Consider the following 24149-nt stretch of genomic DNA (forward strand, 5'->3'; position numbering starts at 1 on the left):
GAAGGACCGGGCAGACCCGAAGGTCGAGGGGGACCTCATGGCGACAGCAGCCGCGCACCAGACGGCCGGCACACCGGCGTACGGCGCCCAGGACGGCACCGCGGGCACAGGCGCGGACACAGGCACCGAGGCGCACGAGCGTGCCTTCGACGCCGCCGTGGCCGCCGACGAGCGCATCGAACCGCGGGACTGGATGCCCGACGCCTACCGAGCGACCCTCGTCCGGCAGATCGCGCAGCACGCCCACTCCGAGATCATCGGCATGCAGCCGGAGGCCAACTGGATCACGCGCGCGCCCTCACTGCGCCGCAAGGCCATCCTGATGGCGAAGGTCCAGGACGAGGCAGGCCACGGCCTGTATCTCTACAGCGCGGCCGAGACCCTGGGCACGAGCCGCGAGGAGCTGCTGGACAAGCTCCACACCGGCCGCCAGAAGTACTCCTCCATCTTCAACTACCCCACTTTGACCTGGGCCGACGTCGGCGCCATCGGCTGGCTGGTGGACGGCGCCGCGATCACCAACCAGGTGCCCCTGTGCCGCTGCTCCTACGGTCCGTACGCCCGCGCGATGGTCCGCGTCTGCAAGGAGGAGTCCTTCCACCAGCGCCAGGGGTACGAGCTGCTGCTGGCCCTCAGCCGCGGCACCCCGGAGCAGCACGCCATGGCACAGGACGCGGTGAACCGCTGGTGGTGGCCGTCCCTGATGATGTTCGGCCCGCCCGACGACGAGTCGGCGCACTCCGCTCAGTCGATGGCCTGGAAGATCAAGCGCCACTCCAACGACGAACTGCGCCAGCGCTTCGTGGACATCTGCGTCCCCCAGGCCGAGTCGCTGGGCCTCACACTCCCGGACCCGGACCTGAAGTGGAACGAGGAGCGGGAGCACTACGACTTCGGGCCGATCGACTGGACGGAGTTCCGGGAGGTCCTCAAGGGCAACGGCCCGTGCAACGAACAGCGGATAAGTCAGCGCAGGCGGGCCCACGACGAGGGCGCCTGGGTACGGGAGGCCGCCGCGGCCCACGCGGCCAAGCACACCGGCGCCGGTCGCTCCGGTGAGACGGGAGCGAACTGAGCATGCCGAACACCGACTGGCCCCTGTGGGAGGTCTTCGTGCGCTCCCGCCGAGGCCTCTCCCACACCCACGCCGGCAGCCTGCACGCACCGGACGCGGAGCTCGCCCTGCGCAACGCCCGCGACCTGTACACCCGGCGCGGCGAGGGCGTCTCGATCTGGGTCGTGCCGTCCTCAGCGATCACGGCCTCCTCCCCCGACGAGAAGGACCCCTTCTTCGAGCCGGCCGCCGACAAGCCCTATCGCCACCCGACGTTCTACGAGATCCCGGAGGGGGTGAAGCACCTGTGACGACCACCACGGTTCCCACAGCCGCCGCGCTCGCCCTCGGCGACGACGCCCTGGTGCTCTCCCACCGCCTCGGCGAGTGGGCGGGCCGCGCCCCCGTCCTGGAGGAGGAGGTCGCCCTCGCCAACATCGCCCTGGACCTGCTCGGCCAGGCCCGCGTCCTGCTGTCGATGGCCGGCGACGAGGACGAGCTGGCGTACCTGCGCGAGGAGCGGGCCTTCCGCAACCTCCAGCTGGTGGAGCAGCCGAACGGCGACTTCGCCCACACCATCGCCCGCCAGCTGTACTTCTCCACCTACCAGCACCTGCTGTACGCGCGCCTCGCGGGCGGCGACGGCCCGTTCGCCGGGCTCGCCGCGAAGGCGGTCAAGGAGGTCGCCTACCACCGCGACCACGCCGAGCAGTGGACCCTGCGTCTCGGCGACGGCACGGACGACAGTCACGCGCGGATGCAGCGGGCCTGCGACGCGCTGTGGCGGTTCACCGGCGAGATGTTCCAGCCGGTGGAGGGCCTGGACATCGACGGTGTCGACGGCGTCGGTGGGGAGGAGGCGGAGGCGGTGGAGGCCGCCTGGCTGGAGTCCGTCGGGGCCGTGCTGCGACGGTCCACCCTGATCGTCCCCGAGGGGCCGCGCTCCGGGGCGTGGACGGCCGGCGCCGGCCGCCAGGGGGTGCACACCGAGCCCTTCGGGCGGATGCTCGCCGAGATGCAGCACCTGCACCGCAGCCACCCGGGGGCGTCATGGTGACGGTCACCCCGCTGGAGGCGGAGCTCCTCGCGGTCGCCGGTTCGGTGCCCGACCCCGAACTGCCGGTGCTCACCCTGCGGGAGCTGGGCGTGCTGCGTGCGGTGCATGTGCGCGACGCCGACACGGTCGAGGTCGAGCTGACCCCGACGTACACGGGGTGCCCGGCCGTGGAGGCGATGGCGGTGGACATCGAGCGGGTGCTGCACGAGCACGGCGTGCGGGAGGTCACCGTGCGCACGGTGCTCACGCCCGCCTGGTCGACGGACGACATCACGGCCGAAGGACGCCGCAAGCTGCGGGAGTTCGGGATCGCGCCCCCGCGCGTCCGGACGGGGGCGGCGCCGTCGGGACCGGTGGGGCCGGTCGCCCTGGCTCTGGGCCCGACGCGCACACACTCCGGACCGACGCGCACCCACCTCGTCGAGCAGGACAGGCTCGGCGTGCAGGACGGGACCGGCGAGCCGGAGGAACCCATCCGCTGTCCGCACTGCGGCTCCGCAGACACCGAGTTGCTCAGCCGCTTCTCCTCCACCGCGTGCAAGGCGCTGCGGCGCTGCCGGGACTGCCGTGAACCGTTCGACCACTTCAAGGAGTTGTGATGGCGCGCTTCCACCCGCTCCCGGTGGCCGCGGTGGACCGGCTCACCGACGACTCCGTCGCCCTCACCCTCACGGTGCCGCCGGAGTTGCGCGAGGAGTACCGGCACACGGCGGGCCAGCACCTGGCCCTGCGGCGCGTGGTCGACGGGCAGGAGATACGGCGGACGTACTCGATCTGCTCGCCCGCGCCCGCGCCCGACGGGGAGGGGCCGGGGGCGCTGCGGGTGGGGGTGCGGCTGGTCGAGGGCGGATCCTTCTCGACGTACGCGCTGAAGGAGATCAACGTCGGGGACGAGCTGGAGGTGATGACACCGGCGGGGCGGTTCACGCTCGACCCGGCGCCCGGGGTGTACGCGGCGATCGTGGGCGGCAGCGGGATCACGCCGGTGCTGTCGATCGTGTCGACGCTGCTGGCGCGGGAGCCCGGGGCCCGGTTCTGTCTGATCCGCAGTGACCGGACGTCCGCCTCGACGATGTTCCTGGAGGAGGTCGCCGACCTGAAGGACCGCTACCCGGAGCGGTTGCAGCTGGTCACGGTGCTCTCCCGGGAGGAACAGCAGGCGGGGCTGCCGTCGGGGCGGCTCGATCGGGAGCGGCTGAGCGGGCTGCTGCCCGCGCTGTTGCCGGTGGAGGGGGTGGCGGGGTGGTTCCTGTGCGGGCCGTACGGGCTGGTGCAGGGTGCGGAGCGCGCGCTGCGGGACCTCGGCGTGCCCCGGGCCCGGATCCACGAGGAGATCTTCCACGTGGACACCGTCGTCTCCACACCCTCGGCAGCGGCACCTGCCCACAGCACGGTGACCGCCCGGCTGGACGGGCGCGGCGGGACATGGCCGGTGCAGGACGGGGAGTCGCTCCTGGAGACGGTGTTGCGCAACCGGTCCGACGCGCCGTACGCCTGCAAGGGCGGGGTGTGCGGCACCTGCCGGGCCTTCCTGGTCTCCGGTGAGGTGCGTATGGACCGCAACTTCGCGCTGGAGCGGGAGGAGACGGAGGCCGGGTATGTGCTGGCGTGCCAGTCGCATCCGGTGACCGAGAGGGTAGAGCTGGACTTCGACCGCTGAGCCGAGCCCCCAGGCCTCCCGTGTCGCCCGGGCTGAGGGCATTCCCTTCTTCTAGAACCTGTTCTATCTTGACGGGCCGTCAGGTCAGTGGATCCGCCGGGAGGACAGGACCGTGGACTTCACCTTCAGCGAGGAACAGCAGGCGGCGGCCGAGGCGGCGCGGGGGGTGTTCGCCGGGGTCGCGCCCGACGGCGTGCCCAGTCCCTCGCTGACTCGGGGGGCCGTGGCCGACGACTTCGACCGGGCGCTGTGGGCCAGGCTCGCCGAGGCGGATCTGCTGAGCCTGCTGCTCGGGGAGGAGTTCGGCGGGGCGGGTCTCGACGCCATCGCGCTGTGTCTGGTGCTGCGGGAGTCGGCGAAGGTGCTGGCACGGGTGCCGCTGCTGGAGAGCAGCGCGGCCGCCGCGGCCGTACAGGCCTACGCGGGCGAGGAGTTGAGGGAGGAACTGCTCGCGCGGGCGGGGCGGGGTGAGGTCGTGCTGACCGTCGCCGCGCACGGCCGCACCGGTCATGACCCGGCCGAGCGGGCGGTGACCGCGCGGCAGGAGGACGGGGTGTGGGTGCTGGACGGGGTGCAGACGGCGGTGGCGTGGGCCCACAACGCCGACTTCGTCCTCGTCCCCGCGCACACGGGCGCCGACCGGAGCGTTCTCGCCCTGGTTCCGCGGGTCCACGAAGGGGTCGTCGTCGCCGAGCAGGTCTCCACGACCGGCGAGCGGCTCGGAGAGCTGCGGCTGGAGTCCGCGCGGATCACGGGCCGGAACGTCATCGAGGCCGACGGGGCGTGGGAGTGGCTGCGGGAGCTGCTGACGACGGGGACGTGTGCGCTGGCGCTGGGGCTGGGGGAGAACGTGCTGCGGATGACCGGTGAGTACACCGGTAAGCGGGAGCAGTTCGGGTTCCCCGTCGCGACGTTCCAGGCCGTCGCCGTGCAGGCCGCCGACCGGTACATCGACCTGCGGGCGATGGAGGCCACGCTGTGGCAGGCCGCGTGGCGGATCGCCTCGGGGGCGCCGGGAGCACTGCCCGCCTCCGGTGACGTCGCCGTGGCGAAGATCTGGGCGGCGGAAGGTGTACGGCGGGTCGTGCAGACGGCACAGCATCTGCACGGCGGGTTCGGCGCGGACGTGGAGTACCCGTTGCACCGGTACCACGCCTGGGCCAAACACCTGGAGCTGGCGCTCGGCCCGGCCGCGGCGTACGAGGAAGCACTGGGCGACCTGCTCGCGGCCCACCCCCTCGGCTGACGAGCCTCAGAGCACGTGGCCCGGTTGGCCGTCGTCGGTGAGGACGGGGCGGCCTGCGGCCTGCCACACCTGCATGCCGCCGTCGACGTTCACGGCGTCGATGCCCTGCTGGACGAGGTACATGGTGACCTGGGCCGAGCGGCCGCCGGAACGGCAGATCACATGGACGCGGCCGTCCTGCGGGGCGGCCTCGGTCAGCTCGCCGTAGCGGGCCACGAACTCACTGATGGGGATGTGCAGGGCGCCTTGGGCGTGCCCCGCCTTCCACTCGTCGTCCTCGCGGACGTCCAGCAGGAAGTCGCCGTCCTTGAGGTCGCCGACCTCGACCGTGGGCACACCAGCTCCGAAACTCATGCCTCCGACGCTACCCGACGGACGGGGAGCACGGCGCGGGCCGACCTGCTCCCCGAGGCACACCCGAGGGAAACGCCTGACGGAAAAGCCCGAGGGAGGGGCTTACGGAAGCATCGCCGCCAGTTCGGCCTCGCGCTCGGCGACCTCGGCCAGGAGCTTGTCGGCGATCTCGTCCAGGAGACGGTCCGGGTCGTCCGGGGCCAGGCGGAGCATCCCGCCGATCGGGCCCTCCTCCAGTTCCTTCGCGACGAGCGTGAGCATCTCCTTGCGCTGGGCCAGCCATTCGAGGCGGGCGTAGAGCTCCTCGCTGGGTGTCGGGCCGGACTCCTTCGGCACGGGACCGGCCGCCCACTCCTCGGCGAGTTGTCGCAGCAGGGCCTCGTCGCCGCGGGCGTAGGCGGCGTTGACGCGGGTGATGAACTCCTCGCGCCGTCGGCGTTCCGCGTCCTCCTGGGCCAGGTCGGGGTGGGCCTTGCGGGCCAGTTCGCGGTAGAGCTTGCGGGCCTCCTCGCTGGGCCGCACCCGCTGCGGGGGCTGCACCGGCTGGTCCGTCAGCATCGCGACGGCCTCCGGGTACAGGCCCTCGCCGTCCATCCAGCCGTGGAACAGCTCGTCGACGCCGGGCATCGGCAGCACCCGGGCCCGGGCCTCGTCCGCCTTGCGGCGGTCCTCGGGGTCGCCGGTGCGGGCGGCCCTGGCTTCGGCGATCTGGGCGTCCAGCTCGTCGAGGCGGGCGTACATGGGGCCGAGCTTCTGGTGGTGGAGGCGCGAGAAGTTCTCGACTTCGACGCGGAAGGTCTCCACCGCGATCTCGTACTCGATCAACGCCTGTTCCGCGGCCCGCACGGCCCGCTCCAGCCGCTCCTCGGGACGGGACTGCTCAGCTTCCGGGGTCGTCACTCGAACAGCGTAGGCCACGGCCGCGGCGACCACCCAAGTCCACCGGTCACGGCGAGCCGAGGCGCCGTGTCGCCTGTCGTGTCATCTGCTCTCTCACGCCTCCCGTGCCTCAGGGCAGTCCACCGCCACCCATTCCGCCGTGAGGTCGCGGCAGGCCACGAGGAGGTTGCCGGGGCGGCAGGCGATCTCGTGGGTGCAGCCGTCGGGGTGGGGCAGGAGTTCGTCGAGGATGACGTCCCCGAGGTCGGCAAGGTCGCAGACATCGAGGACGTCCGCCTGGAAGCGGGAGACGCCTGTGTACCGGATGACCAGGTCCTCGTCGTGCTTCCAGCAGTTGTGGCCGAAGTGGATCTCTATCGTGTCGTCGCCGGTGCGGCGGGCCTCCCGGGGCTTGAGGTCCTTCACACACCGCTTGCCCCCGAAGTCGTAGTGGTCGGGGTCGGTGGCGAACGCGCGCGCCCCCGGGGGCAGGCGGTCCGCGAGGACGGGCAGCCGCTCCAGGTAGGGGCGGGGATCGATGCCGCCCCTCATCCCGCCGAGCAACGCGTCGAGGTCGACGTACTTCACAGGGCGCCCCTCATCGCAAGCCGCCTCTCAAGCCACCACTCCAGCCGCCACTCGAGTCGCCACAGTCGCCACTCGAGTCGCCACAGTCGCCTCTCAGAGTGTCGACCGTCCCCGCCGATCACCCTCCTCGTCATACGCCCATCTCCGCAGCGATCCTTCCCTCCCGCACCGCCTGCACCAGTTCCGCGTGGTCGGCTTCGGTGCGGTCGGCGTAGGCGACGGCGAAGTCGGCGATCGCTTCGTCGAGTTCCTCGCTCTTGCCGCAGTAGCCGGCGATCAGGCGCGGGTCGGCGCTGTGGGAGTGGGCGCGGGCCAGGAGGGCACCGGTCATGCGGCCGTAGTCGTCGATCTGGTCGGCGGCGAGGGCGGCGGGGTCGACGCTGCCCTTGCGGTTGCGGAACTGACGGACCTGGAAGGGCCGGCCGTCGACCGTCGTCCAGCCCAGCAGGATGTCGCTGACCACCTGCATACGCTTCTGGCCGAGGACCACGCGGCGCCCCTCGTGGTCGACGGACGGCGCCTCGAAACCGGCGCTCAACAGGTGCGGGACCAGGGCGGACGCCCGCGCCTCCTTCACCTGGAGCACCAGCGGTTCGCCTCGGTGGTCGAGGAGCAGCACCACGTACGAGCGGGTGCCCACGCTGCCCGTGCCGACTATGCGGAAGGCGACGTCGTGCACGGCGTGGCGGGCCAGGAGGGGGAGGCGGTCCTCGGAGAGCGTGGTCAGGTACGACTCCAGGGACGCGGCCACCGCGGCCGCCTCCGCGTCCGGGATGCGCCGCAGCACGGGCGGGGCGTCGACGAAGCGCCGGCCGCCGTCCCCGGTCGGCTCGGTGGACTTCGCCGCGAAGCGCCCGCTGGTGTTGGCCCGCGCCTTCTCGGAGACCCGCTCCAGCGTGCCGAGCAGATCGTGGGCGTCGGTGTGGGAGACGAGCTCCTCGTCCGCGATGGCGTTCCACGCGTCGAGGACCGGGAGCTTGGCCAGCAGCCGCATGGTGCGGCGGTAGGCGCCGACCGTGCCGTGCGCCGCTTTGCGGCAGGTGTCCTCGTCGGCGCCGGCCTCCCGGCCCGCCAGCACGAGGGACGCGGCGAGCCGCTTGAGGTCCCACTCCCACGGGCCGTCGACCGTCTCGTCGAAGTCGTTCAGGTCGATGACGAGGTCGCCGCGCGCGTCGCCGTACAGGCCGAAGTTCGCCGCGTGGGCGTCACCGCAGATCTGGGCGCGGATCCGGGTCATGGGGGTGCGGGCGAGGTCGTACGCCATGAGGCCCGCGGAGCCGCGCAGGAACGCGAACGGGGTGGCCGCCATACGGCCCACCCGGATCGGCGTGAGCTCGGGGAGGCGGCCCTGGCTGGACTCCGCCACCGCCGCGACCGCGTCCGGGCGGGAGGAGTCCAGGTCGAGGGTGCTGTGCGACCCGCGCGGGACGCGCCGCCGCAACGCCTTTCCCTCTTCCTTGGGCGAGCCGGGCGAGCTGGGCGAACTGGGCGAGCCCTGCCCCTCTCCCTTGTGCGATCCCTTGGCGGGCCACTCGGCGAACCCTCCGACCCGCGGGAGCCGACGCCCCGGCTCCGACACTCCCGTACCACCGACCTCGGTCATTTCGACCGCCTCCCCCGAACATGCGCCTACCGCGACGCGGACATCAGCGCGAAGCGGACATCAACCGCGACGCGAACATCAACTCGTGCCGACCGTACAACCCGTGGCCGAAACGCGTCAGACCCTGTGGACAACCCCGCAGCTGTGGAAAACCCCGAGAGGCCGCGACACAGACTCCGTTGCAGGCCGCGACACAGGCCCCCATACAACCCCGATACATACCCGGCAGCCGAGACAGAGCCGACACGCAGAGGAGCCCCGGCGTCCCAGCCGGGGCTCCTCCCCATCACACAACCCTCACCCGTCAACCGACTTCCCCGTCATCGCGCTCGCACGCCCCCCATCTCTTTTACGCAGTTTTTGAGCCAACCCTCGGCAAAATCCTTTGCCTACAGCAACTAACTGAATGAAGTATTCAGTTGCCCCGTGCATGCACAACAGCTGCACGACAGCGAAGGAAGCCGATGCCGCCGATGACGACGAGGTCCACCTCCGCCGAGGCGCCGATGACACACCGGCAGATCATGGAAGCGCTGACCGGCCTGCTGCTCGGCATGTTCGTCGCGATCCTGTCGTCGACGATCGTCTCCAACGCGCTGCCGCACATCATCAGCGACCTCGGCGGCGGCCAGAGCGCCTACACCTGGGTGGTCACCGCCTCCCTCCTGACGATGACGGCGACCGTCCCGCTGTGGGGCAGGCTGGCGGACCTGTTCTCCAAGAAACTGCTGGTCCAGTTGGCGCTGCTGATCTTCGTGTGCGCTTCCGCGGTGGCCGGCCTGTCGCAGAACCCCGGGATGCTCATCGCCTGCCGCGCGGTCCAGGGCCTCGGCATGGGCGGTCTGACCTCGCTGTCGCAGATCGTCCTCGCGGCGATGGTCCCTCCGCGCGAGCGCGGCCGTTACAACGGCTATCTCGGCGCCACGTTCGCCACCGCGATGGTCGGCGGACCGCTGATCGGCGGGGTCATCACCGACACCAGCTGGCTCGGCTGGCGCTGGATCTTCTACATCGGCGTACCGTTCGCCGTCCTCGCCCTGATCGTCCTCCAGCGCACCCTGCGTCTGCCCGTGGTCCGCCGCGAGGTCAAGGTCGACTGGGCGGGCGCCTTCTTCATCACCTCCGGGGTCTGCCTGCTGCTCCTGTGGGTGACCTTCGCCGGCGACAAGTACGACTGGTTGTCCTGGCAGACGTACAGCATGGTCGGCGGCACGCTCGCGCTGCTCGCGCTCTTCCTGCTCAGGGAGACGAGGGCGAGCCAGCCGATCATCCCGCTGCGTCTGTTCCGCAACCGCACGATCGCCCTGGCGGCCCTGGCCTCACTCTTCGTCGGTGTCGCGATGTACGTCGGGATCTTCTACTTCAGCCAGTACTTCCAGCTGGCCCGCGGCAAGTCGCCGACCATGTCCGGCATCATGACCATCCCCTTGATCGTCGGCCTCGCCGGTGCCTCCACGGTCTCCGGCCGGATCATCACCCGCACCGGCCACTGGAAGGTCTGGCTGCTCTCCGGCGGCACCCTGGTGACCGCGGGTCTCGGCCTGCTGGGCACCGTCCGCTACGACACCGGGTACTGGCACGTCGCGATCTTCATGGCGCTGCTCGGCCTCGGCGTCGGCATGATGATGCAGAACCTGGTCCTGGCCGCGCAGAACCAGGTGGAGGCCGGCGACCTGGGCGCCGCCAGCTCCACGGTGAACTTCTTCCGCTCCCTCGGCGGCACCCTGGGCACCTCGGCGCTCGGCGCGGTCCTCGCGCACCGCATCCGCCACTACCTCACCGACGGCCTCGCCGACCTCGACCCGAAGTACGCCACCGCGCTCCGCTCCTCCGGCTCCGACACCATCCCGGACGTCCACACCCTGCCCGGCCCGCTGCGCGCACTCGTCGAGAGCTCCTACGGCCACGGCATCGCCGACATCTTCTTCTACGCCGCGCCCTTCGCCCTGGTCTCCCTGTTCTTCTGCCTGTTCATCAAGGAGGTCCCGCTTCGGACCAAGGGCGCACCGGCCGGGGAACCCGCCCCGGCGCCCGCGTCACCGACCGAAGCCGCCACGCCCACCCCAAGCGACGGCACCCCAAGCGCCGGCATCCCGATCCAGGGCCACATCCGCGCCACCACCGACAGTCCCGTCCCCGGCGCCGCTCTCACCCTCATCTCCCTCACCGGCCGCCAGCTGGCCCGTACGACCGCCGGCTCCGACGGTTCCTTCGTCGTCGACGCGCCCGGCCCCGGCGGCTACGTGCTGATCGCCTCCGCCGACGGCCACCAGCCGCGCGCGTCCACGGTCGTGGTGAGCGACGACGAGCCGGTCGCGTACGACGTCCTGCTGAGCGGCAGCAGCGGTCTCACCGGTACCGTGCGGGCCGCGCGGACCGGGCTGCCCGTCAAGGACGCCCTGGTCCTCGTCACCGACGTGCGCGGTGACCTGCTCGCCACCCACACCACCGGTGACCAGGGCGACTTCACCTTCGCCGACCTGGTCCCGGGCCCCCTCACGGTCGCCGTCAACGCCGCCGGGCACCGGCCGCGCGCCCTGCCCGTCGAGATCGGCGCCACGGGGCTCACCCGCGTGGAGGTCGACCTGGACGCCGGAGCCCGGGTCCAGGGTGTCGTCAGCACTTCGCACGGGCCGCTGACCGACGCGCGCGTGACGCTCGTCGACGCGGTGGGCAACGTGGTCGGCACCTCCACCACCGGCACGGACGGGGCGTACGCCTTCACGGACCTCGACGGGGGCGCGTACACGGTCATCGCCACGGGATATCCGCCGGTCGCCACCGCGCTGACCCTGAACGGCCACGGCGTCGACGACCACGACATCGAACTCGGCCACCGGCGCGCGTAGAACACCGGAGGAGGCCCCCGGCGCAGACTCTAGGAAGCCGCCCGCGCGCACCAACCCGCGATGACACCGCGCGCCGCCTCCTGGGTGGCGTCCTTGTCGAAGTGGTCCGTGTGCCAGGTCGTCGAGCGCAGGTCGCCGCGGTCCCGGTAGGTGCGCATGATGCGTACGTGGTCGTGGCGGGCGACGAAGCCCCGCAGCGCCTCTTCGTCGCGCCACACGGAGACCGACCCGGAGCGCGAGCGCAGGAGGCCGGGGACGGACCAGAGCCAGAGTCCGACCGCGCCCTCGACGTCGTCCCAGGTCCGGCGCAGTGCGACGCCTGCGATGTTGACGCCGACGGCGGTCCAGGGGCGGTGCGGGGCGAAGTCGGTGACGCTCACGACGGCCGCGCCGCCCAGGCCGTCGCCGGGGCGGTCGTCGCCGAGCGCCGTGCGCTCGGCCGGGCCGGACTTCCACGGGGCGAACCAGATCGGGGCCGGCATGGCGTCTCCTCGCACACGACACCTAAAACTGTACGGTCGGTCGTGCTAATATATCAGGTCTCTGACGCCTGATCGAGGAGCAGCGAGCATGAAACCCACCGAGGCAGTTGCGAGCACCGTCCTCAACACCGCCTCCCTTGTCTCGGGACGGCTGGCGGGCAAGGGCGCGTTCACGCTGTTCCACATGCCGCTCGTGCGCAGTGGGCTGCGGTCCTCCGAGCGCGAGCTGTTCGAGAAGGCGAGTGTCGACCGCGTGGACGTCGGCGGCGGCAAGCACGCGGTGACCTACCGCTGGGGTGACGGCAGCCGCCCCGTGCTGCTGGTGCACGGCTGGCAGTCGCGTGCCTCCCGGCTGTCCGACTTCGTCCCGGGGCTGCTCGACCGCGGCCACAGCGTCGTCACCTTCGACGCCCCGGGCCACGGCGACGCCGGGGGCCGCAGCACCACGATCCTCGAGTACCGCGACATCGTCGCCGCGCTGCACGACCAGTACGGCACGTTCGAGTGCCTGATCGCCCACTCGATGGGGGTGCTGGGGTCGTTCTACGGGCTGAAGCACGGGGTGAAGGCACAGAAGATCGTGACCATCAGCGGGGTCTGCGACTTCGACTACCTGGTCGAGGAGTTCTCCTCCGAGCTCAAGGTCCGCGACGGGCTCAAGGCGCGGCTGCACGACGAGATCCGCGCGAATCTCTTCCCCGACATGCCTCTCGACGAGGTGCCGTTCTCCCTCACGAACATGACCGGGATCGTGCGCGCACCGCTCCTGGTGATCCACGACGAGGACGACACCAGGATCAGGGTGACGCAGGGCCGCCGGATCGCCGAGGCCTTCGGTGACCAGGCACGACTGATCGTCACGAGCGGACTGGGGCACCGGCGGATCCTCGGTGACGCGGAGGTCGTACGGACCGTCCTGGACTTCGTCGCCCAGGGCCCGAGCCCGGCCGGCGAGACGGACCCGCACGCGGCCGTCATGGACTGAGCGATTCCGGTTCTGCGATCAATAACCGCACGAACGTCCGCTCATTCGCTACAATGTTGACGCCTCAACGGTGCCGAGAAAGCCCGGCCCCAGGAGAGTAGGTGCACATGGGCGTGGCAGGAACGCAGGCCGACGGCCGGATCGCGCGCGGCAACCAGACCCGTCAACTGATCCTCAGACGCGCGGTGGAGATCGCCTCGGTGGAGGGTCTCGCGGCGCTGTCCATGGGACAGCTCGCAAGCGAGCTGAACCTGAGCAAGAGCGGTGTGTTCGCGCTGTTCGGCTCCAAGGAGGACCTCCAGCTCGCGACGATCCGTACGGCCATCACCGTGTATCTGGAGCACGTGGTCCAGCCCGCGCGCGATCTGCCGGCGGGCATCGGCCGCCTGTGGCGTCTGTGCACGGCGTGGCTGACGTACTCCCGAGAGCGGGTCTTCCCCGGCGGCTGCTTCTTCTACTCGGTCTCCGCCGAGTACGACGCCCGCGAGGGGAAGGTTCACGACACGCTCGCCGCGGCACGCTCCAACTGGTTCTCGTACCTGGAACAGACCGCGCGGGAGGCCCAGCTGGCGGGTGAGCTCGCGGAGGACACCGACGTCCCGCAGCTCGTCTTCGAGCTCGTGGCGTTCCTGGAGATGGCGAACGCCGAGTCCGTCCTGCACGACGACTTCACCTGCTACGAGAAGGCGGAGAAGGCCGTGCTGAACCGTCTGCGGACCGCCGCCACCGACTGGTCACTGCTGCCGGCCACTCCATAACGCCCCGGCGCGAGCCGGAAACAGGGCGGGGGCCCGCTCACCCGAGCGGGCCTCCGCCCTTGGTGCCCCGCGCTCGCCGTCACGCTCCGACGGCGTGCACACCGCCGTCGACATGCACGATCTCCCCCGTCGTGCGGGGGAACCAGTCGGACAGCAGGGCGACGACGGCGCGGGCCGTCGGTTCGGGGTCGGAGAGGTCCCAGCCGAGCGGGGCGCGGGTCTCCCAGACCTCGCGGAAGGTCTCGAAGCCGGGGATGTGCCGGGCGGCCATCGTCTTGATCGGGCCGGCCGCGACGAGATTGCAGCGGATGCCACGCGGGCCGAGGTCACGGGCGACATAGCGGGAGGTGGCCTCCAGGGCCGCCTTCGCCACGCCCATCCAGTCGTACGCCGGCCAGGCCGTGCTCGCGTCGAAGTCGAGGCCCACGATCGACCCGCCGCGCTCCTCCATGAGCGGCAGGCACGCCATGGCCAACGACTTGAAGGAGTACGCGGACACCTCGACCGCGGTCGCGACGGAGTCCCAGCCGGTGGCGAGGAAGTTGCCGCCCATCGCGTCCTGCGGGGCGAAGGCGATGGAGTGCACGACGCCGTCGAGGCGCGCGTCGCCGCCCACCTGCTCCTGGATCCGGCCGGCGAGGCTCTCCAGGTGGCCCTTGTCCTGGACGTCGAGCTCGATGAGCGGGGCCGGCCGCGGCAACCGCCGGGCGATCCGCTCGACGAGGCCGAGCCGGCCGTATCCGGTGAGGACCACCTCGGCGCCCTGCTCCTGGGCGAGCCGGGCGGCGTGGAAGGCGATCGAGGACTCCATCAGGACGCCCGTCACCAGGACGCGCTTGCCCGCGAGAAGGCTGCTCATCCTGCCGTCACCTCGACCTTCCGCCCGTTGGATGCGGCTTCCTCACCGGTGAGGAAGCCGGAGATCGTGTCGACCACGACGGGGGCACCGAGAATCCGCCGGTGTCCGAGCCTGCGGGTGACGACCAGGCGCGCCCGCCCCTCGAAGGCCCCGGCGATCCGCTCCGCCTGCTCCGCGCCGACCGCCTCGTCGTTCTCGTCGTGGATCAGCAGCAGCGGGACGCGCACCTGCGCGGCGTGGTGGAGGAGCGAGAAACGCGTCCACATGTCCTCGCCCGGGTACAGGTCCCGCTCCAGACGGTGGCGGATCTCGTCCTCCAGCCGCGGTCCCAGCGCCATGTGGGCGCAGAACGAGTCGACCAGGTACGAGAAGTCCGGCACGGAGCTGATCGCCACGATCCGGTCGGTGCGCAGCCCCTCCGGCAGCGCCAGGAAGGTGGCGAGGACACCGAAGGAGTGGCCCACGACGGCCTCGAAGCCGCCGTGCGCGGCGTGCAGTCGGGCGATGATGGCGCGGTACTCCACAAGGGTCGTGCTGTCGCCCTCGGACGCCCCGTGCCCCGGCGCGTCGAAGGACACCGGGCTGTAGCCGAGCTCGACGAGCCGGGTGATGAGCTTGGCGTAGCGGGAGGCGCGCGACTCCCAGCCGTGCACCAGCAGCACCGGGCGCTCTCCACTGCCCCAGGCGTAGGTGACGACCGTCTTGCCGTCGATGCCCAACTCGCCGGTCCGCGCGCTCTCGGTGACCGCCCGCTCGTCGGGCCGGGGCCTGCTGCGCCCCTGGGGCCGTCGGAAGAGATCGAACATCTTCTCCCCCTCGGCGCTCAGGACCGGATCGACGGCCGCCGTAGCGAGATCCATGGCAAGCCTCCAGATGGTTCAGTGGGAGCGAGATGTTAGCACGATCGTTCGCTCATATTTATGGATCAGTCTGGCGCATGGGTCTAGAAAAGTAAACGCACGGTCGTGCTAATGTGCCACCGTCAGCACTCCCGCTTGGAGGACGACATGACGCTCTCGTATCCCGCCCCCCGTCCCACGCAGACCGTGGCGGACCGGCAGCCCGGCCCGAACCAGTGGATCAAGGACTCCCTGGGCTCGGTGATCGACGCCGAGCTCCTGAAGAACTGGCCCACCGAGACCGCCGAGACGCCCGCCCCCGGGAAGGGGGCGCGGCCATGACCGGCACGAACACCCCACCGCGCCTGGGCATAGCGGTCGCCTCGGGCATGCTCAAGGGGGTCTACGGCCACGGTGTGCTGTCCGCCTTCGAGGAGCGCGGACTGCGCGCGGACGTCTACGGCACGGCCTCGTCCTCGGGGCTGTCCGGCGGCCTCGCCGCTGTCGGCCGGGCCCGCCAGGTCGGCGTGGACTACTGGCTGGGCGCCGCCGCTGCCGCCGTCGACAAGGGCATGAGCAGCGTGGTGCTCGACAGCATCGCGGAGTACGGGCCCACCCTGCGCGAGGGCCTCTTCGGGCCCGGCGCCCCGGAGTACCTGCTCGCCACCAGCAAGGTCACCGACGCGGCCGCCGCCGAGACCACCCAGGGCCCCGGCGCGAAGGCCCTCGGCAGGCAGCTGCTGCGCAACGTCTTCACCGGGGACCGCGGTTGGGTCGAGCAGAACCTGGCCCCGGTCGTCTTCTCCACGCAGGCCGAGCCCGGCGACGGCCGCCCGCGCCTGACACCGGAGAACTACGACGCCGTCGCCTACGCCTCGACACGCATGCTGCACGCCTGGGCGATCCCCGCCGAGGTGGACGGCGAGCCGTACGTCGACGCCTCGTACACCTGCTCCTGCCCGGCCCGCGAGGTCGCCGCCCGGGGCGTGGGCGTGCTGATCGCGATCGGCTCCGACCCGTTCCCGCTCTTCCGCGACCTCTACGCGTCCGAGGAGATCGTCGACGGCTCCGAGCTCGACGGGGCCCGCGTCCTCGTCGTCAAGCCGGAGGAGGACCTGAAGAGCCTGGGCGTCGACTACGCCACCGCGACCGCCGAAGGACTCGCCAAGGCGTACGAGATCGGGCTCGACGCCGGACACCGCTTCGTGGACGGGCACCCCGGGCTGCTCGCCGCACCGACCGGACACCAGGAGGGCGTCGCGTGACCCACGTCGTCACCGAGCAGTGCGTGCGCTGCAAGTTCGCCGAGTGCATCACCTACTGCCCCGTCGCCTGCTTCCGCGAGGGCGACACGTTCCTCGTGATCGACCCCGAGGAGTGCATCGACTGCGGGAACTGCGTGGAGGCGTGCCCGGCCGACGCGATCTACCCCGAGGAGGAACTCCCCCCGGAGCTCCAGCCGGCCCTCGAGTGGAACGCCCGCCTGGCCACGCGGCTCCCCCTGGCCACCACGGACGTCGCACCGCTCGCCGACGGCGAGGAGTGGGTCGGCCGGCCGGACAAGTGGCGCACTCTCGCGGAGGAACAGGCTCCCCATGTCAGCTGTCCCTGACCCGAGCTTCGACGCCCCGAGCTTCGACGCCCCGGACATCACCGGCCACAGCTTCGCGCACCTGCTGCACGAGCGGGCCCTGCGCACGCCGGACGCCCTCGCCTACCGGTTCGTCGCCGACGACGAGAGCGCCCAGGAGATCACCTACGCGCAACTGGACGAGCGGGCCCGCGCAGTGGCTGCCGGACTCCTGTCACGCGCGAAGGACCGGCCCGAGCCCGCCCTGCTGCTCTACGTGCCCGGCCTGGACTACCTCGCCGGGCTGTTCGGCTGCTTCTACGCCGCGGTCCCCGCGGTCCCCGCCTTCCCGCCGGACCCGTTCCGGCTGGCGCGCACCCTGCCCCGGCTCGCGGCGATCATCGAGGACGCCGGCGCCGACACCGTCCTGACCACGTCGGGCATCGCCCCGCTCATCGCCGACTGGCTGGCGACCGCGGTCGAGGATCGAGCCCCCCGGCTGCTCGCCACCGACACGCTCGACGGCGCCGGGTCCGTGACCGCCCCTGCTCCGGGACGTCTCGCGCTGCTCCAGTACACCTCGGGCTCCACCTCGCTGCCACGCGGTGTGATGCTCGGTCACGACCGGCTGCTCGGCAACTGCCGTGAGATCGCGCGGGGGTTCGGGATCCGCCCGGACACCACCGGCGCCCTCTGGCTGCCGCCCTACCACGACATGGGGCTGATCGGCGGCATCCTCACCCCGCTGTTCATGGGCGTGCCCATGACGCTGATGTCCCCCGTGACGTTCCTGCGCCGCCCGGCCGCCTGGCTGCGCATGGTCTCCCGGTACGGCGCGACGGTCACCGGTGCCCCCAACTTCGCGTACGACCTCTGCCTGCGCCGTGTGACGGACGCCGACGCCGAGGGGCTGGACCTGTCGCAGGTCGAGTTGACCTTCACCGGTGCCGAGCCGGTGCGGGCGGACACGATGGCGCGGTTCGTGGAGCGTTTCGGCCCGCAGGGATTCCGCGCCGAGTCGTTCTACCCGTGCTACGGGCTCGCCGAGGCGACCCTGTTCGTGACCGGCGGCACGCCGGGCGAGGGGTGGCGCGAGGCGCGCATCGGGCGCGACGCGTTGGAGACGCGGGGCGAGGCCCGACGCGCCGCCCCGGGGACGGACGCGCGGACGCTGGTCAGCTGCGGACCGCCCGGCCCGGACACCCGGCTGCTGATCGTCGATCAAGTCAGCGGGGAGCCGCTCGCGGACGGCACGGTCGGCGAGATCTGGGTCGCCGGCCCCGGTGTCGCCGACGGCTACTGGCGGCGGCCCGAGGAGACCTCCGAGACGTTCGGCGCGACCACGGTGGACGGCGACGGACCGTATCTGCGCACCGGTGACCTCGGGTTCCTCTCGGACGGGGAGCTGTTCGTGACAGGACGGCTGAAGGACCTGATCGTCGTCAACGGGCGCAACCACCACCCGGTCGACATCGAGCGGGCCTGCGAGGCCGCGGTCCCCGGGATCCGGCGCAACTGCGGCGCCGCGTTCGCCGTAGAGGGCGCGGCGGGGGAGCCCGAACGCGTGGTGGTGATCTACGAGGCCGACCCGGCCGACGAGGAGCGGTACACGGCGGTGCTCGACGGCATCAGGCGGGCGGTGTCGACGGAGGTGGGTGTGGCGCCGTACGCCGTGGTGCTGGTGCGGCCGCGCACGACGCCGAAGACCTCCAGCGGCAAGGTGCAGCGGTGGCTGGCCCGTCGGCAGTACCTCGCCGGGGAGCTGGAGGAGCTGGCGCGACGGCAGCAGACCCGGCCCGCGGGCAGACGGGACGACCGCATCTACGAAGGGGCCGGGCGATGATCGTCAAGGTCAGGGGCATCCTGCTCCGCTTCACCGACTACCGGACCGAGATCGAGGTCGACGGCGACACCGTGCGCGCCGGACTCGACCGGCTCACCGAGCGCTACCCGAACCTCGGCGAGGTCCTGCTCGACCGCGAGGGCGCCGTGCGCGCGACCCATCTGATCGCCCTCAACGGCGAGCGGCTCACCCAGGACGAACTCGACCACGAGGCCACCGAGGACGACCGCGTCGACATCGTCACCGCCATCTCCGGAGGCTAGGGACTGATGCCGCGCAGCTCCACGTTCGAGGCCGTGCTCGACGCGAGCCTGTTCACTCCGACGCAGTTGCAGACCGTCTCGGTCGCGCGGCTGGCCTTCCAGGCGGGCACCCGCTGGCTGCGCGACCACGTGTGCAGCCACCGCGTCCTGGTGCGTGAGCACCGGGTCGGATTCGTGCTGTGGTCCTGGCAGTTGGAGTACGACCGGCCGCTGCGGTTCCTGGACGCCGACGAGGCCCTCGTCGACGTGCGGGCGCGGGTGCGCGGCCCACGTTCGTCGCAGCTGGAGGTGGAGATGACGCTCACCGGCCCCGCCGGGGTCGCGGTGCGCAGCCGGGCCGCCTCCGTGCCCCTGCGGCTCAGCGGCGACGAGGCGCTCTCCGGGGCGCCCGCCCCGCTGCCGGACACCGTGGTCGCCGCCTTCCGCGACGACGAGGTGGAGCGCACCCCGCACCTCTCGCCCGTCCGCTCGCTGTGGGCCACCCTCCGGCGCGACGGCGAAAAGCTCGCCGAGGGCACCGTGCCCGTACGGGTCCACCGCCACCAGTGCGAGGTCGCCGACCAGTGGTACTGGGCCGAGACCCTCGGCTTCGCCGGCGGCGCCCGGGAGGAACTCGTGCTCCGGCACGGCGGCGAGGCCCCGCTGCTGCGCCGCGCGCTGGCCGACGGCATCCGGCGCGTCGACGTCACCTGGCTGCGCGCCGGTCAGCTGTGGGACCTGCTCCAGGTCCGCACGACCGCGTACCGGCACGGTGAGGAGCTGGCCTTCGTCCACGAGATCGCCCCCGACGGGGAGGCCGACGGGGAGCCGTACGCGATCGTGGTGGAGCGGGTATGACCTCCACGTTCGAACGCGCGGAGGCGCTGGAGCAGGCGCTCGGCTGCCCGTTCGACCCGGACACCGGGATGTCACTGGCCGGGGGTGTGCGCGCCGACGAGTCCGAGAGCGAGCCCACCGAGGCGTACGAGGCGGCCTGGTCCGCGGGACTCCACCGGGACCTGGTCCCGGTCTCCGACGGCGGCCGGCTCGACTCCTTCGAGTGGCTGACCGCCGTGGTCCGCGCGGTCTCCCGGCGCGACCTGGCCGTCTCCATCGGCCTCGGCTCCACGTTCCTCGCGGCCGCGCCGGTGTGGATCTGGGGCGACGAGGGACAGCGGCGCCGGGTCGCCGAGCTGGTCCTGGCCCGCGCCTGGGGCACCGCCGGGATCAGCGAGGAGGCCGCGGGCAGCGATCTGCTGGCCACGGCCACCCGCGCCGTCCCGCACCCCGACGGACACGTGCTGAACGGGCGCAAGTGGCTGGTCGGCAACGGCAGCCGCTCGTCGTTCGCCACCGTCCTGGCCGCCTCCGACCCCTCGTACGGGCTGTTCCTGCTGGACTTCGACACCCTCCGCGACACGGGCGTGCGCAGGCTGCCCAAGGTGCGCACCCTGGGTCTGCGCGGGCACGACCTCAGCGGCTTCGTCCTCGACGGGTGCCGCGTCGGCGCCGACGCCGTGCTCGGCCGACCTGGCCGTGGCATCGAGATGGTCTCGGGGATGCTCCAGTTCACCCGCACCCTCGTCGGCGCCGCCGGTCTCGGCGCGGCCGACACCGCCCTGCGCATCGCCCTGCGCCACGCCCGCAGCCGCATGCTCTACGGACGGCCCGCGCTGGCGCTGCCCCCGGTGCGGGCGCTCCTCGCGCGCGGCTTCGCCGACCTGCTGGTGGCCGAGTGCACCGAACTGGCGGCGGCCCGCGCCCTCGACGTGGCAAGGCAGCGGACGGCCCTGTGGTCCGCGGTGGCGAAGTACGTCGTACCGGGCCTGTGCGTGGACAGCGTGGCCGCGAGCGCCGAGGTGCTCAGCGCCCGCGCCTACCTCCGTGAGGGCGTCGCGGGCGGAGCCTTCCAGAAACTGCGCCGGGATCTGGCGGTGACGCCGGTGTTCGAGGGCACAGAGCTCGTCCAACTCGACACCGTGCGAGCGCAGGTGAGCGGCGCGGCCCGCCGGCGCGGGGCGTCCGCGAAGCTGCCCCTGCCCCTGCTGTACGGCTTCGGCGACCCGGTGACCTCCCCCGCACCGCGGGAACAGCGCCCCTCGCTCACCTTCGGCGGCGCCGACGAGGTGGTCGACCTGCTCGACGAGACGGTCGAGGCCCTCGACGACGCGGAGTCGGCCAAGCTCGCCCGCCGTCTCCTGCCCGTCCGCGACGAGGCACGGGCCGTGCTGCACGCGCGCGGCGCCCACCGCACGGACGAGACGTACGAGGCGGCGCGCCGGCACTGCCTGGTGCACGCGGCCGCCTGCTGTCTGCACACCTGGCTGCACCGCCGCACCGCGCTCGGCGGCCTCGCGGCGGAGCCCGCCTGGCTCTCGGTCGCGCTGCGCCGGGTCCTCGCCCGGCTCGGGCAGCCCGTCGAGCCCGACCCGGCGGCCGAGGAGCTGCTGGTGCGCCGACTGGAGGACCTCGACGACACCGACCGCGCGTTCTCGCTCGTACCCCTGCGGCTCGCGCCGCAGCACCGGGCACCGACCTCGTAGGAGTACGCCATCACCACGACACCCGCCAAGGCCGCTGACCACGCCGTCGAGCCCGTGGACGACTGGCTGGTCCCGCTCCTGCTCGAACTCCTCGGCTGGGACGAGGAACTGCCACTGGAGCGCACGCTCGCCGAACTCGGCCTCGACTCGCTCACCGCCGCCCAGCTCTCCGTGGAGGTCGAGGAGCGCACCGGCGCCCACATCCCGCTGGAACGCTTCCTCGGCGACGAGACCCTGGCCGACCTCACGCGCGCGGTCCGGGAGGCGACGGCGTGACCACGCGGGCCCATGCGGTCGACATCATGAACCGGGGCGTCCCGGGGCACCGCACCCTCGACGCGGAGGTCAGCGAGGCCCGGCGCGAGGCCCGCGAGCGGTTCGCGCGCTTCGTGCTGGAGGACGCCAACCCCGGCACCCACTTCCGCAACCACACCCGGCGGTCCCTCGACAGACGGTTGTTCGAGCGGGCCGGCGAGCTCGGACTGCTGCGCTTCTCACTGCCCGAGGAGGTCGGCGGCGAAGGGCGGGACAAGCTCGCCTGGGGCGTGGTAGTCGAGGAGATCGCCCGCCTCTCCCGCGACCCCGGCTTCGCCGTCCTGCTGGACATCAGCGTCGAGATCGCCGAGTTGCTCCTGTCGAGCGGCCGACGCGAACTCATCGACCGGTACGTGCCGGACCTCATGGCCGGGCGCCGCTTCGGGGTCCAGGGCGCCTACGAGAACCTCGACCCCTACGACTACCGCTCCACCGCCCGCCTGGAGGGCGGCGCGTGGGTGCTCAACGGAGCGAAACGGTTCCTGGCCGGGGCCAGGTTCGCCGACCTGTTCCTGCTCTTCCTGCGCGACGAGGCCTCCAACGACATGCTGGCCTTCGCCGTCGAGAAGGACGACCCGGGGGTCACCGCGCTCCCCATGGACACCATGGGCCTGCACACCATGGGCCTCGGTCAGGTGCTGCTGCACGACGTACGGCTGCCGCAGTGGCGGCTGGTGTGGCGGGCGGACGCGCTCAGCGAACTCAACACCTACGCACGGATCCGCCGCACGATGAGCGCGTGCGGGGTGCTGGGCGCGCTGGACGGCGTCGTCGACACGTGCGTGGAGGCGCTGTCCGCGCGGCGGCGGGGCGGACGGCCTGTGCTGGAGTACACCAACGTCGAGCGGTCGGTCGGCGAGATGCGGATGCTGCTCCAGAGCGCCCGGGCGAGCGTCTACCGCGCCCTCGACGGCACCCGCTCCCCCGACCGCGACCCCCACTTCGACGAGTTCGCCACGGTCGCCAAACACCAGGCCGCCGACTGCGCGCTGCGCATCAGCCACCTCGTCATGGGCCTCCAGGGCGGCGAGGCCTACATGTCCACCTTCCCCTGGGAACGCTTCACCCGCGACGTCCTCGGCCTCGTCTCCGGCCAGGGCTCCCAGGAGACCCTCCTGATCCAGCTGGGCCAGCGGTCCATCACGGCCCTGGAGGGTGACCGCGTCCGCGAGGAGGCGGCGGAACGGGCCGTCACCGTACGGGCGGACCAGTGGTGGGTGCTGCACGCGGTGGCGGCGGGGGAAGGAACGGAAGAGTTCGCCGGGCCTGTGGCGGCGTTGCTGGAGGCGGCGCGCCTGCCCGCGACCGAGGCGGAGGCGCGGACGCGGGTGGGCGCACTGCTCGACCGTGCGCACGCGCTGGTCGCCGATGTCCGGGCCGGGCGGGCTCCCGAGGTGCTGCCGGTCGGGCCGGAGGGGCTGTTCGAAGGGCAGCTCGAGAAGGTGGCCGCCGGGGCGTGGAGGTTCGTCGCGTGTGTCGTGGCGTACGAGTCGGGGCTGCTGACACGGCTGCTGCGGGCGCGCACCGCGCGGGAGGCGGCCGCGGATCTGCCCGAGCCGTTCACCGAGGAACTGCTGGCACTGCTGGCGGACTCCGGTGTCGTACGGCGGGACGCGCGGAGCGACGACGAGCGCTACGTCCTCGCCCCGGGGCTGGAACGGGTCGTCGTGGGCGGCGGGCGGACCCTGGCGTTCGCCGCGCGTCTGCGACGGGCCCTGGCCGGGGGTGCCCTGCTGCGGGCCGGGGTGCGAGGGGTGGGGCGGGAGTCGGTGCCGGGGTGCGGGGGTGAGGCGGCGGTGCTCGCGGACGTGCTGGTGAGTTCCCTGCTCGGGCGGTTGGAGGGGCTGGCCGTCGCCCTCGACCGCCCCGGCGCGTGGGTGGGCTGCACGGCCGATGACGAGGGCAGGTCCGCCGCCGAGCTGACCCGGCAGATCCCGTTCGTGCCGGTGCTCGACGACACGGACCTCGCCCGGGCCGACCGCCTCGCCCTGGCCTGGCTGCCCGTCGGCGGCCTGACCACGGACGCCCTGCGCAAGGCCGTGATGTCGGCGACCCGGGCACTCGTGCCCGGCGGCTGGCTCGTCCTGCCCTGCCCCCTCGCCCCCAAGCGCCCCCTGGGCGCCGCCGCCCTGCACCTGGCCCTCACCGTCACGGACGCCACCGCCCCGAACGACGACGAGGTGACGCACACCTTGCGGGAGGCGGGCCTGAGCCACATCCGCATAGGGTGGGAGGACCGGGCGCTCGGCCTGCGCCTCATCGCGGGCCGCCGGCCCTAAGGTCTTTCGTTCGGATCAGGCCGGATCCCGGACCCCGCGAGCCCGGCATGATCCGAACGAGAGGCCCTGGGGCGGAACAACGTCGGGGGGGGGGGAAACCCCCCCCCCCCCCCCCCCCCCCCCCCCCCCCCCCCCCCCCCCCGT

Annotated in this window: 25 protein-coding genes; 18 read left to right on the top strand and 7 right to left on the bottom strand. The window is 72.3% G+C overall.

Annotated features, from left to right (window positions below; translation table 11 throughout):
• Positions 1 to 37 precede the first annotated feature (37 nt).
• The 6 genes from paaA to AC067M_RS21450 all read left to right on the top strand — a co-directional run bounded on the left by paaA (position 38) and on the right by AC067M_RS21450 (position 5017).
• Positions 38 to 1075, top strand: coding sequence for a 1,2-phenylacetyl-CoA epoxidase subunit PaaA (paaA, locus tag AC067M_RS21425; RefSeq protein WP_478698601.1), 1038 nt, complete (start codon positions 38 to 40; stop codon positions 1073 to 1075).
• Between the two features lie 2 nt (positions 1076 to 1077).
• Positions 1078 to 1365: a 1,2-phenylacetyl-CoA epoxidase subunit PaaB gene (gene paaB / locus AC067M_RS21430; protein ID WP_133928100.1), complete on the top strand. Its 288-nt coding sequence runs from the start codon at positions 1078 to 1080 to the stop codon at positions 1363 to 1365.
• Positions 1362 to 2111 (top strand): 1,2-phenylacetyl-CoA epoxidase subunit PaaC, encoded by a 750-nt coding sequence (gene paaC, locus AC067M_RS21435; RefSeq protein ID WP_478698602.1) that lies wholly within the window; start codon positions 1362 to 1364, stop codon positions 2109 to 2111. The genes paaB and paaC overlap by 4 nt, the downstream gene beginning before the upstream one ends.
• The gene (gene paaD / locus AC067M_RS21440; protein ID WP_478698603.1) at positions 2105 to 2710 is read left to right on the top strand and encodes a 1,2-phenylacetyl-CoA epoxidase subunit PaaD; all 606 of its coding nucleotides are present in this window, start codon (positions 2105 to 2107) and stop codon (positions 2708 to 2710) included. Before paaC ends, paaD begins: the two co-directional genes overlap by 7 nt.
• The gene (locus AC067M_RS21445) at positions 2710 to 3771 is read left to right on the top strand and encodes a 2Fe-2S iron-sulfur cluster-binding protein (RefSeq protein WP_478698604.1); all 1062 of its coding nucleotides are present in this window, start codon (positions 2710 to 2712) and stop codon (positions 3769 to 3771) included. The genes paaD and AC067M_RS21445 overlap by 1 nt, the downstream gene beginning before the upstream one ends.
• 112 nt (positions 3772 to 3883) lie before the next feature.
• Positions 3884 to 5017, top strand: a complete 1134-nt coding sequence (locus tag AC067M_RS21450; protein ID WP_478698605.1) for an acyl-CoA dehydrogenase family protein — start codon at positions 3884 to 3886, stop codon at positions 5015 to 5017.
• A gap of 6 nt (positions 5018 to 5023) precedes the next feature.
• Here AC067M_RS21450 and AC067M_RS21455 read toward each other — a convergent pair whose 3' ends face one another.
• The 4 genes from AC067M_RS21455 to AC067M_RS21470 all read right to left on the bottom strand — a co-directional run bounded on the left by AC067M_RS21455 (position 5024) and on the right by AC067M_RS21470 (position 8441).
• Positions 5024 to 5353: a rhodanese-like domain-containing protein gene (locus AC067M_RS21455; protein WP_478698751.1), complete on the bottom strand. Its 330-nt coding sequence runs from the start codon at positions 5351 to 5353 to the stop codon at positions 5024 to 5026.
• A gap of 120 nt (positions 5354 to 5473) precedes the next feature.
• Positions 5474 to 6271 carry a hypothetical protein gene (locus tag AC067M_RS21460; protein ID WP_478698606.1) on the bottom strand — a complete coding sequence of 266 codons (798 nt, stop codon included), beginning with the start codon at positions 6269 to 6271 and terminating at the stop codon, positions 5474 to 5476.
• Positions 6272 to 6364: 93 nt separating this feature from the next.
• Positions 6365 to 6838, bottom strand: coding sequence for a hypothetical protein (locus tag AC067M_RS21465; protein WP_478698607.1), 474 nt, complete (start codon positions 6836 to 6838; stop codon positions 6365 to 6367).
• A 130-nt stretch (positions 6839 to 6968) separates the two neighbouring features.
• Positions 6969 to 8441 carry a DUF2252 domain-containing protein gene (locus tag AC067M_RS21470; RefSeq protein WP_478698608.1) on the bottom strand — a complete coding sequence of 491 codons (1473 nt, stop codon included), beginning with the start codon at positions 8439 to 8441 and terminating at the stop codon, positions 6969 to 6971.
• Between the two features lie 506 nt (positions 8442 to 8947).
• Here AC067M_RS21470 and AC067M_RS21475 point away from each other — a divergent pair.
• The gene (locus AC067M_RS21475) at positions 8948 to 11290 is read left to right on the top strand and encodes an MFS transporter (RefSeq protein ID WP_478698752.1); all 2343 of its coding nucleotides are present in this window, start codon (positions 8948 to 8950) and stop codon (positions 11288 to 11290) included.
• Between the two features lie 29 nt (positions 11291 to 11319).
• Here AC067M_RS21475 and AC067M_RS21480 read toward each other — a convergent pair whose 3' ends face one another.
• Positions 11320 to 11772, bottom strand: a complete 453-nt coding sequence (locus AC067M_RS21480) for a hypothetical protein (RefSeq protein ID WP_478698609.1) — start codon at positions 11770 to 11772, stop codon at positions 11320 to 11322.
• Positions 11773 to 11860: 88 nt separating this feature from the next.
• On the opposite strand from AC067M_RS21480, the gene AC067M_RS21485 reads away from it, so the two are divergent.
• A complete protein-coding gene (locus tag AC067M_RS21485; protein ID WP_478698610.1) occupies positions 11861 to 12757 on the top strand; it encodes an alpha/beta fold hydrolase in 897 nt (298 codons plus the stop codon).
• 113 nt (positions 12758 to 12870) lie between these two features.
• Complete coding sequence (locus AC067M_RS21490; RefSeq protein WP_478698753.1) at positions 12871 to 13515, top strand: TetR/AcrR family transcriptional regulator; 645 nt, start codon at positions 12871 to 12873, stop codon at positions 13513 to 13515.
• A 79-nt stretch (positions 13516 to 13594) separates the two neighbouring features.
• On the opposite strand, the gene fabI is transcribed toward AC067M_RS21490, so the two are convergent.
• Together fabI and AC067M_RS21500 are read right to left on the bottom strand one after the other, a co-directional pair.
• The gene (fabI, locus tag AC067M_RS21495) at positions 13595 to 14374 is read right to left on the bottom strand and encodes an enoyl-ACP reductase FabI (protein WP_478698611.1); all 780 of its coding nucleotides are present in this window, start codon (positions 14372 to 14374) and stop codon (positions 13595 to 13597) included.
• Complete coding sequence (locus AC067M_RS21500) at positions 14371 to 15234, bottom strand: alpha/beta hydrolase family protein (RefSeq protein ID WP_478698612.1); 864 nt, start codon at positions 15232 to 15234, stop codon at positions 14371 to 14373. Before AC067M_RS21500 ends, fabI begins: the two co-directional genes overlap by 4 nt.
• Positions 15235 to 15381: 147 nt before the next feature.
• Here AC067M_RS21500 and AC067M_RS21505 point away from each other — a divergent pair, with 147 nt between their 5' ends.
• Genes AC067M_RS21505 through AC067M_RS21545 form a run of 9 tightly spaced genes read left to right on the top strand, consistent with a single transcriptional unit; the run spans position 15382 to position 24005 of the window.
• On the top strand, positions 15382 to 15555 hold the full coding sequence (locus AC067M_RS21505) for a hypothetical protein (protein WP_478698613.1): 174 nt from the start codon (positions 15382 to 15384) through the stop codon (positions 15553 to 15555).
• Entirely contained in the window at positions 15552 to 16478 is a 927-nt protein-coding gene (locus tag AC067M_RS21510; protein WP_478698614.1) for a hypothetical protein, read from the top strand. Before AC067M_RS21505 ends, AC067M_RS21510 begins: the two co-directional genes overlap by 4 nt.
• On the top strand, positions 16475 to 16825 hold the full coding sequence (locus AC067M_RS21515; RefSeq protein ID WP_478698615.1) for a 4Fe-4S dicluster domain-containing protein: 351 nt from the start codon (positions 16475 to 16477) through the stop codon (positions 16823 to 16825). The genes AC067M_RS21510 and AC067M_RS21515 overlap by 4 nt, the downstream gene beginning before the upstream one ends.
• On the top strand, positions 16809 to 18626 hold the full coding sequence (locus AC067M_RS21520; RefSeq protein WP_478698616.1) for a fatty acyl-AMP ligase: 1818 nt from the start codon (positions 16809 to 16811) through the stop codon (positions 18624 to 18626). The genes AC067M_RS21515 and AC067M_RS21520 overlap by 17 nt, the downstream gene beginning before the upstream one ends.
• Positions 18623 to 18889, top strand: coding sequence for a MoaD/ThiS family protein (locus AC067M_RS21525; RefSeq protein ID WP_133928084.1), 267 nt, complete (start codon positions 18623 to 18625; stop codon positions 18887 to 18889). Before AC067M_RS21520 ends, AC067M_RS21525 begins: the two co-directional genes overlap by 4 nt.
• Before the next feature lie 6 nt (positions 18890 to 18895).
• Entirely contained in the window at positions 18896 to 19726 is an 831-nt protein-coding gene (locus AC067M_RS21530; RefSeq protein WP_478698617.1) for an acyl-CoA thioesterase family protein, read from the top strand.
• Positions 19723 to 21411: an acyl-CoA dehydrogenase family protein gene (locus tag AC067M_RS21535; protein WP_478698618.1), complete on the top strand. Its 1689-nt coding sequence runs from the start codon at positions 19723 to 19725 to the stop codon at positions 21409 to 21411. Before AC067M_RS21530 ends, AC067M_RS21535 begins: the two co-directional genes overlap by 4 nt.
• A 54-nt stretch (positions 21412 to 21465) precedes the next feature.
• Entirely contained in the window at positions 21466 to 21687 is a 222-nt protein-coding gene (locus AC067M_RS21540) for an acyl carrier protein (RefSeq protein WP_478698619.1), read from the top strand.
• Positions 21684 to 24005, top strand: a complete 2322-nt coding sequence (locus AC067M_RS21545) for an acyl-CoA dehydrogenase family protein (protein WP_478698620.1) — start codon at positions 21684 to 21686, stop codon at positions 24003 to 24005. Before AC067M_RS21540 ends, AC067M_RS21545 begins: the two co-directional genes overlap by 4 nt.
• Positions 24006 to 24149 lie beyond the last annotated feature (144 nt).

This window comes from Streptomyces sp. NPDC043427 (genome assembly GCF_056436655.1).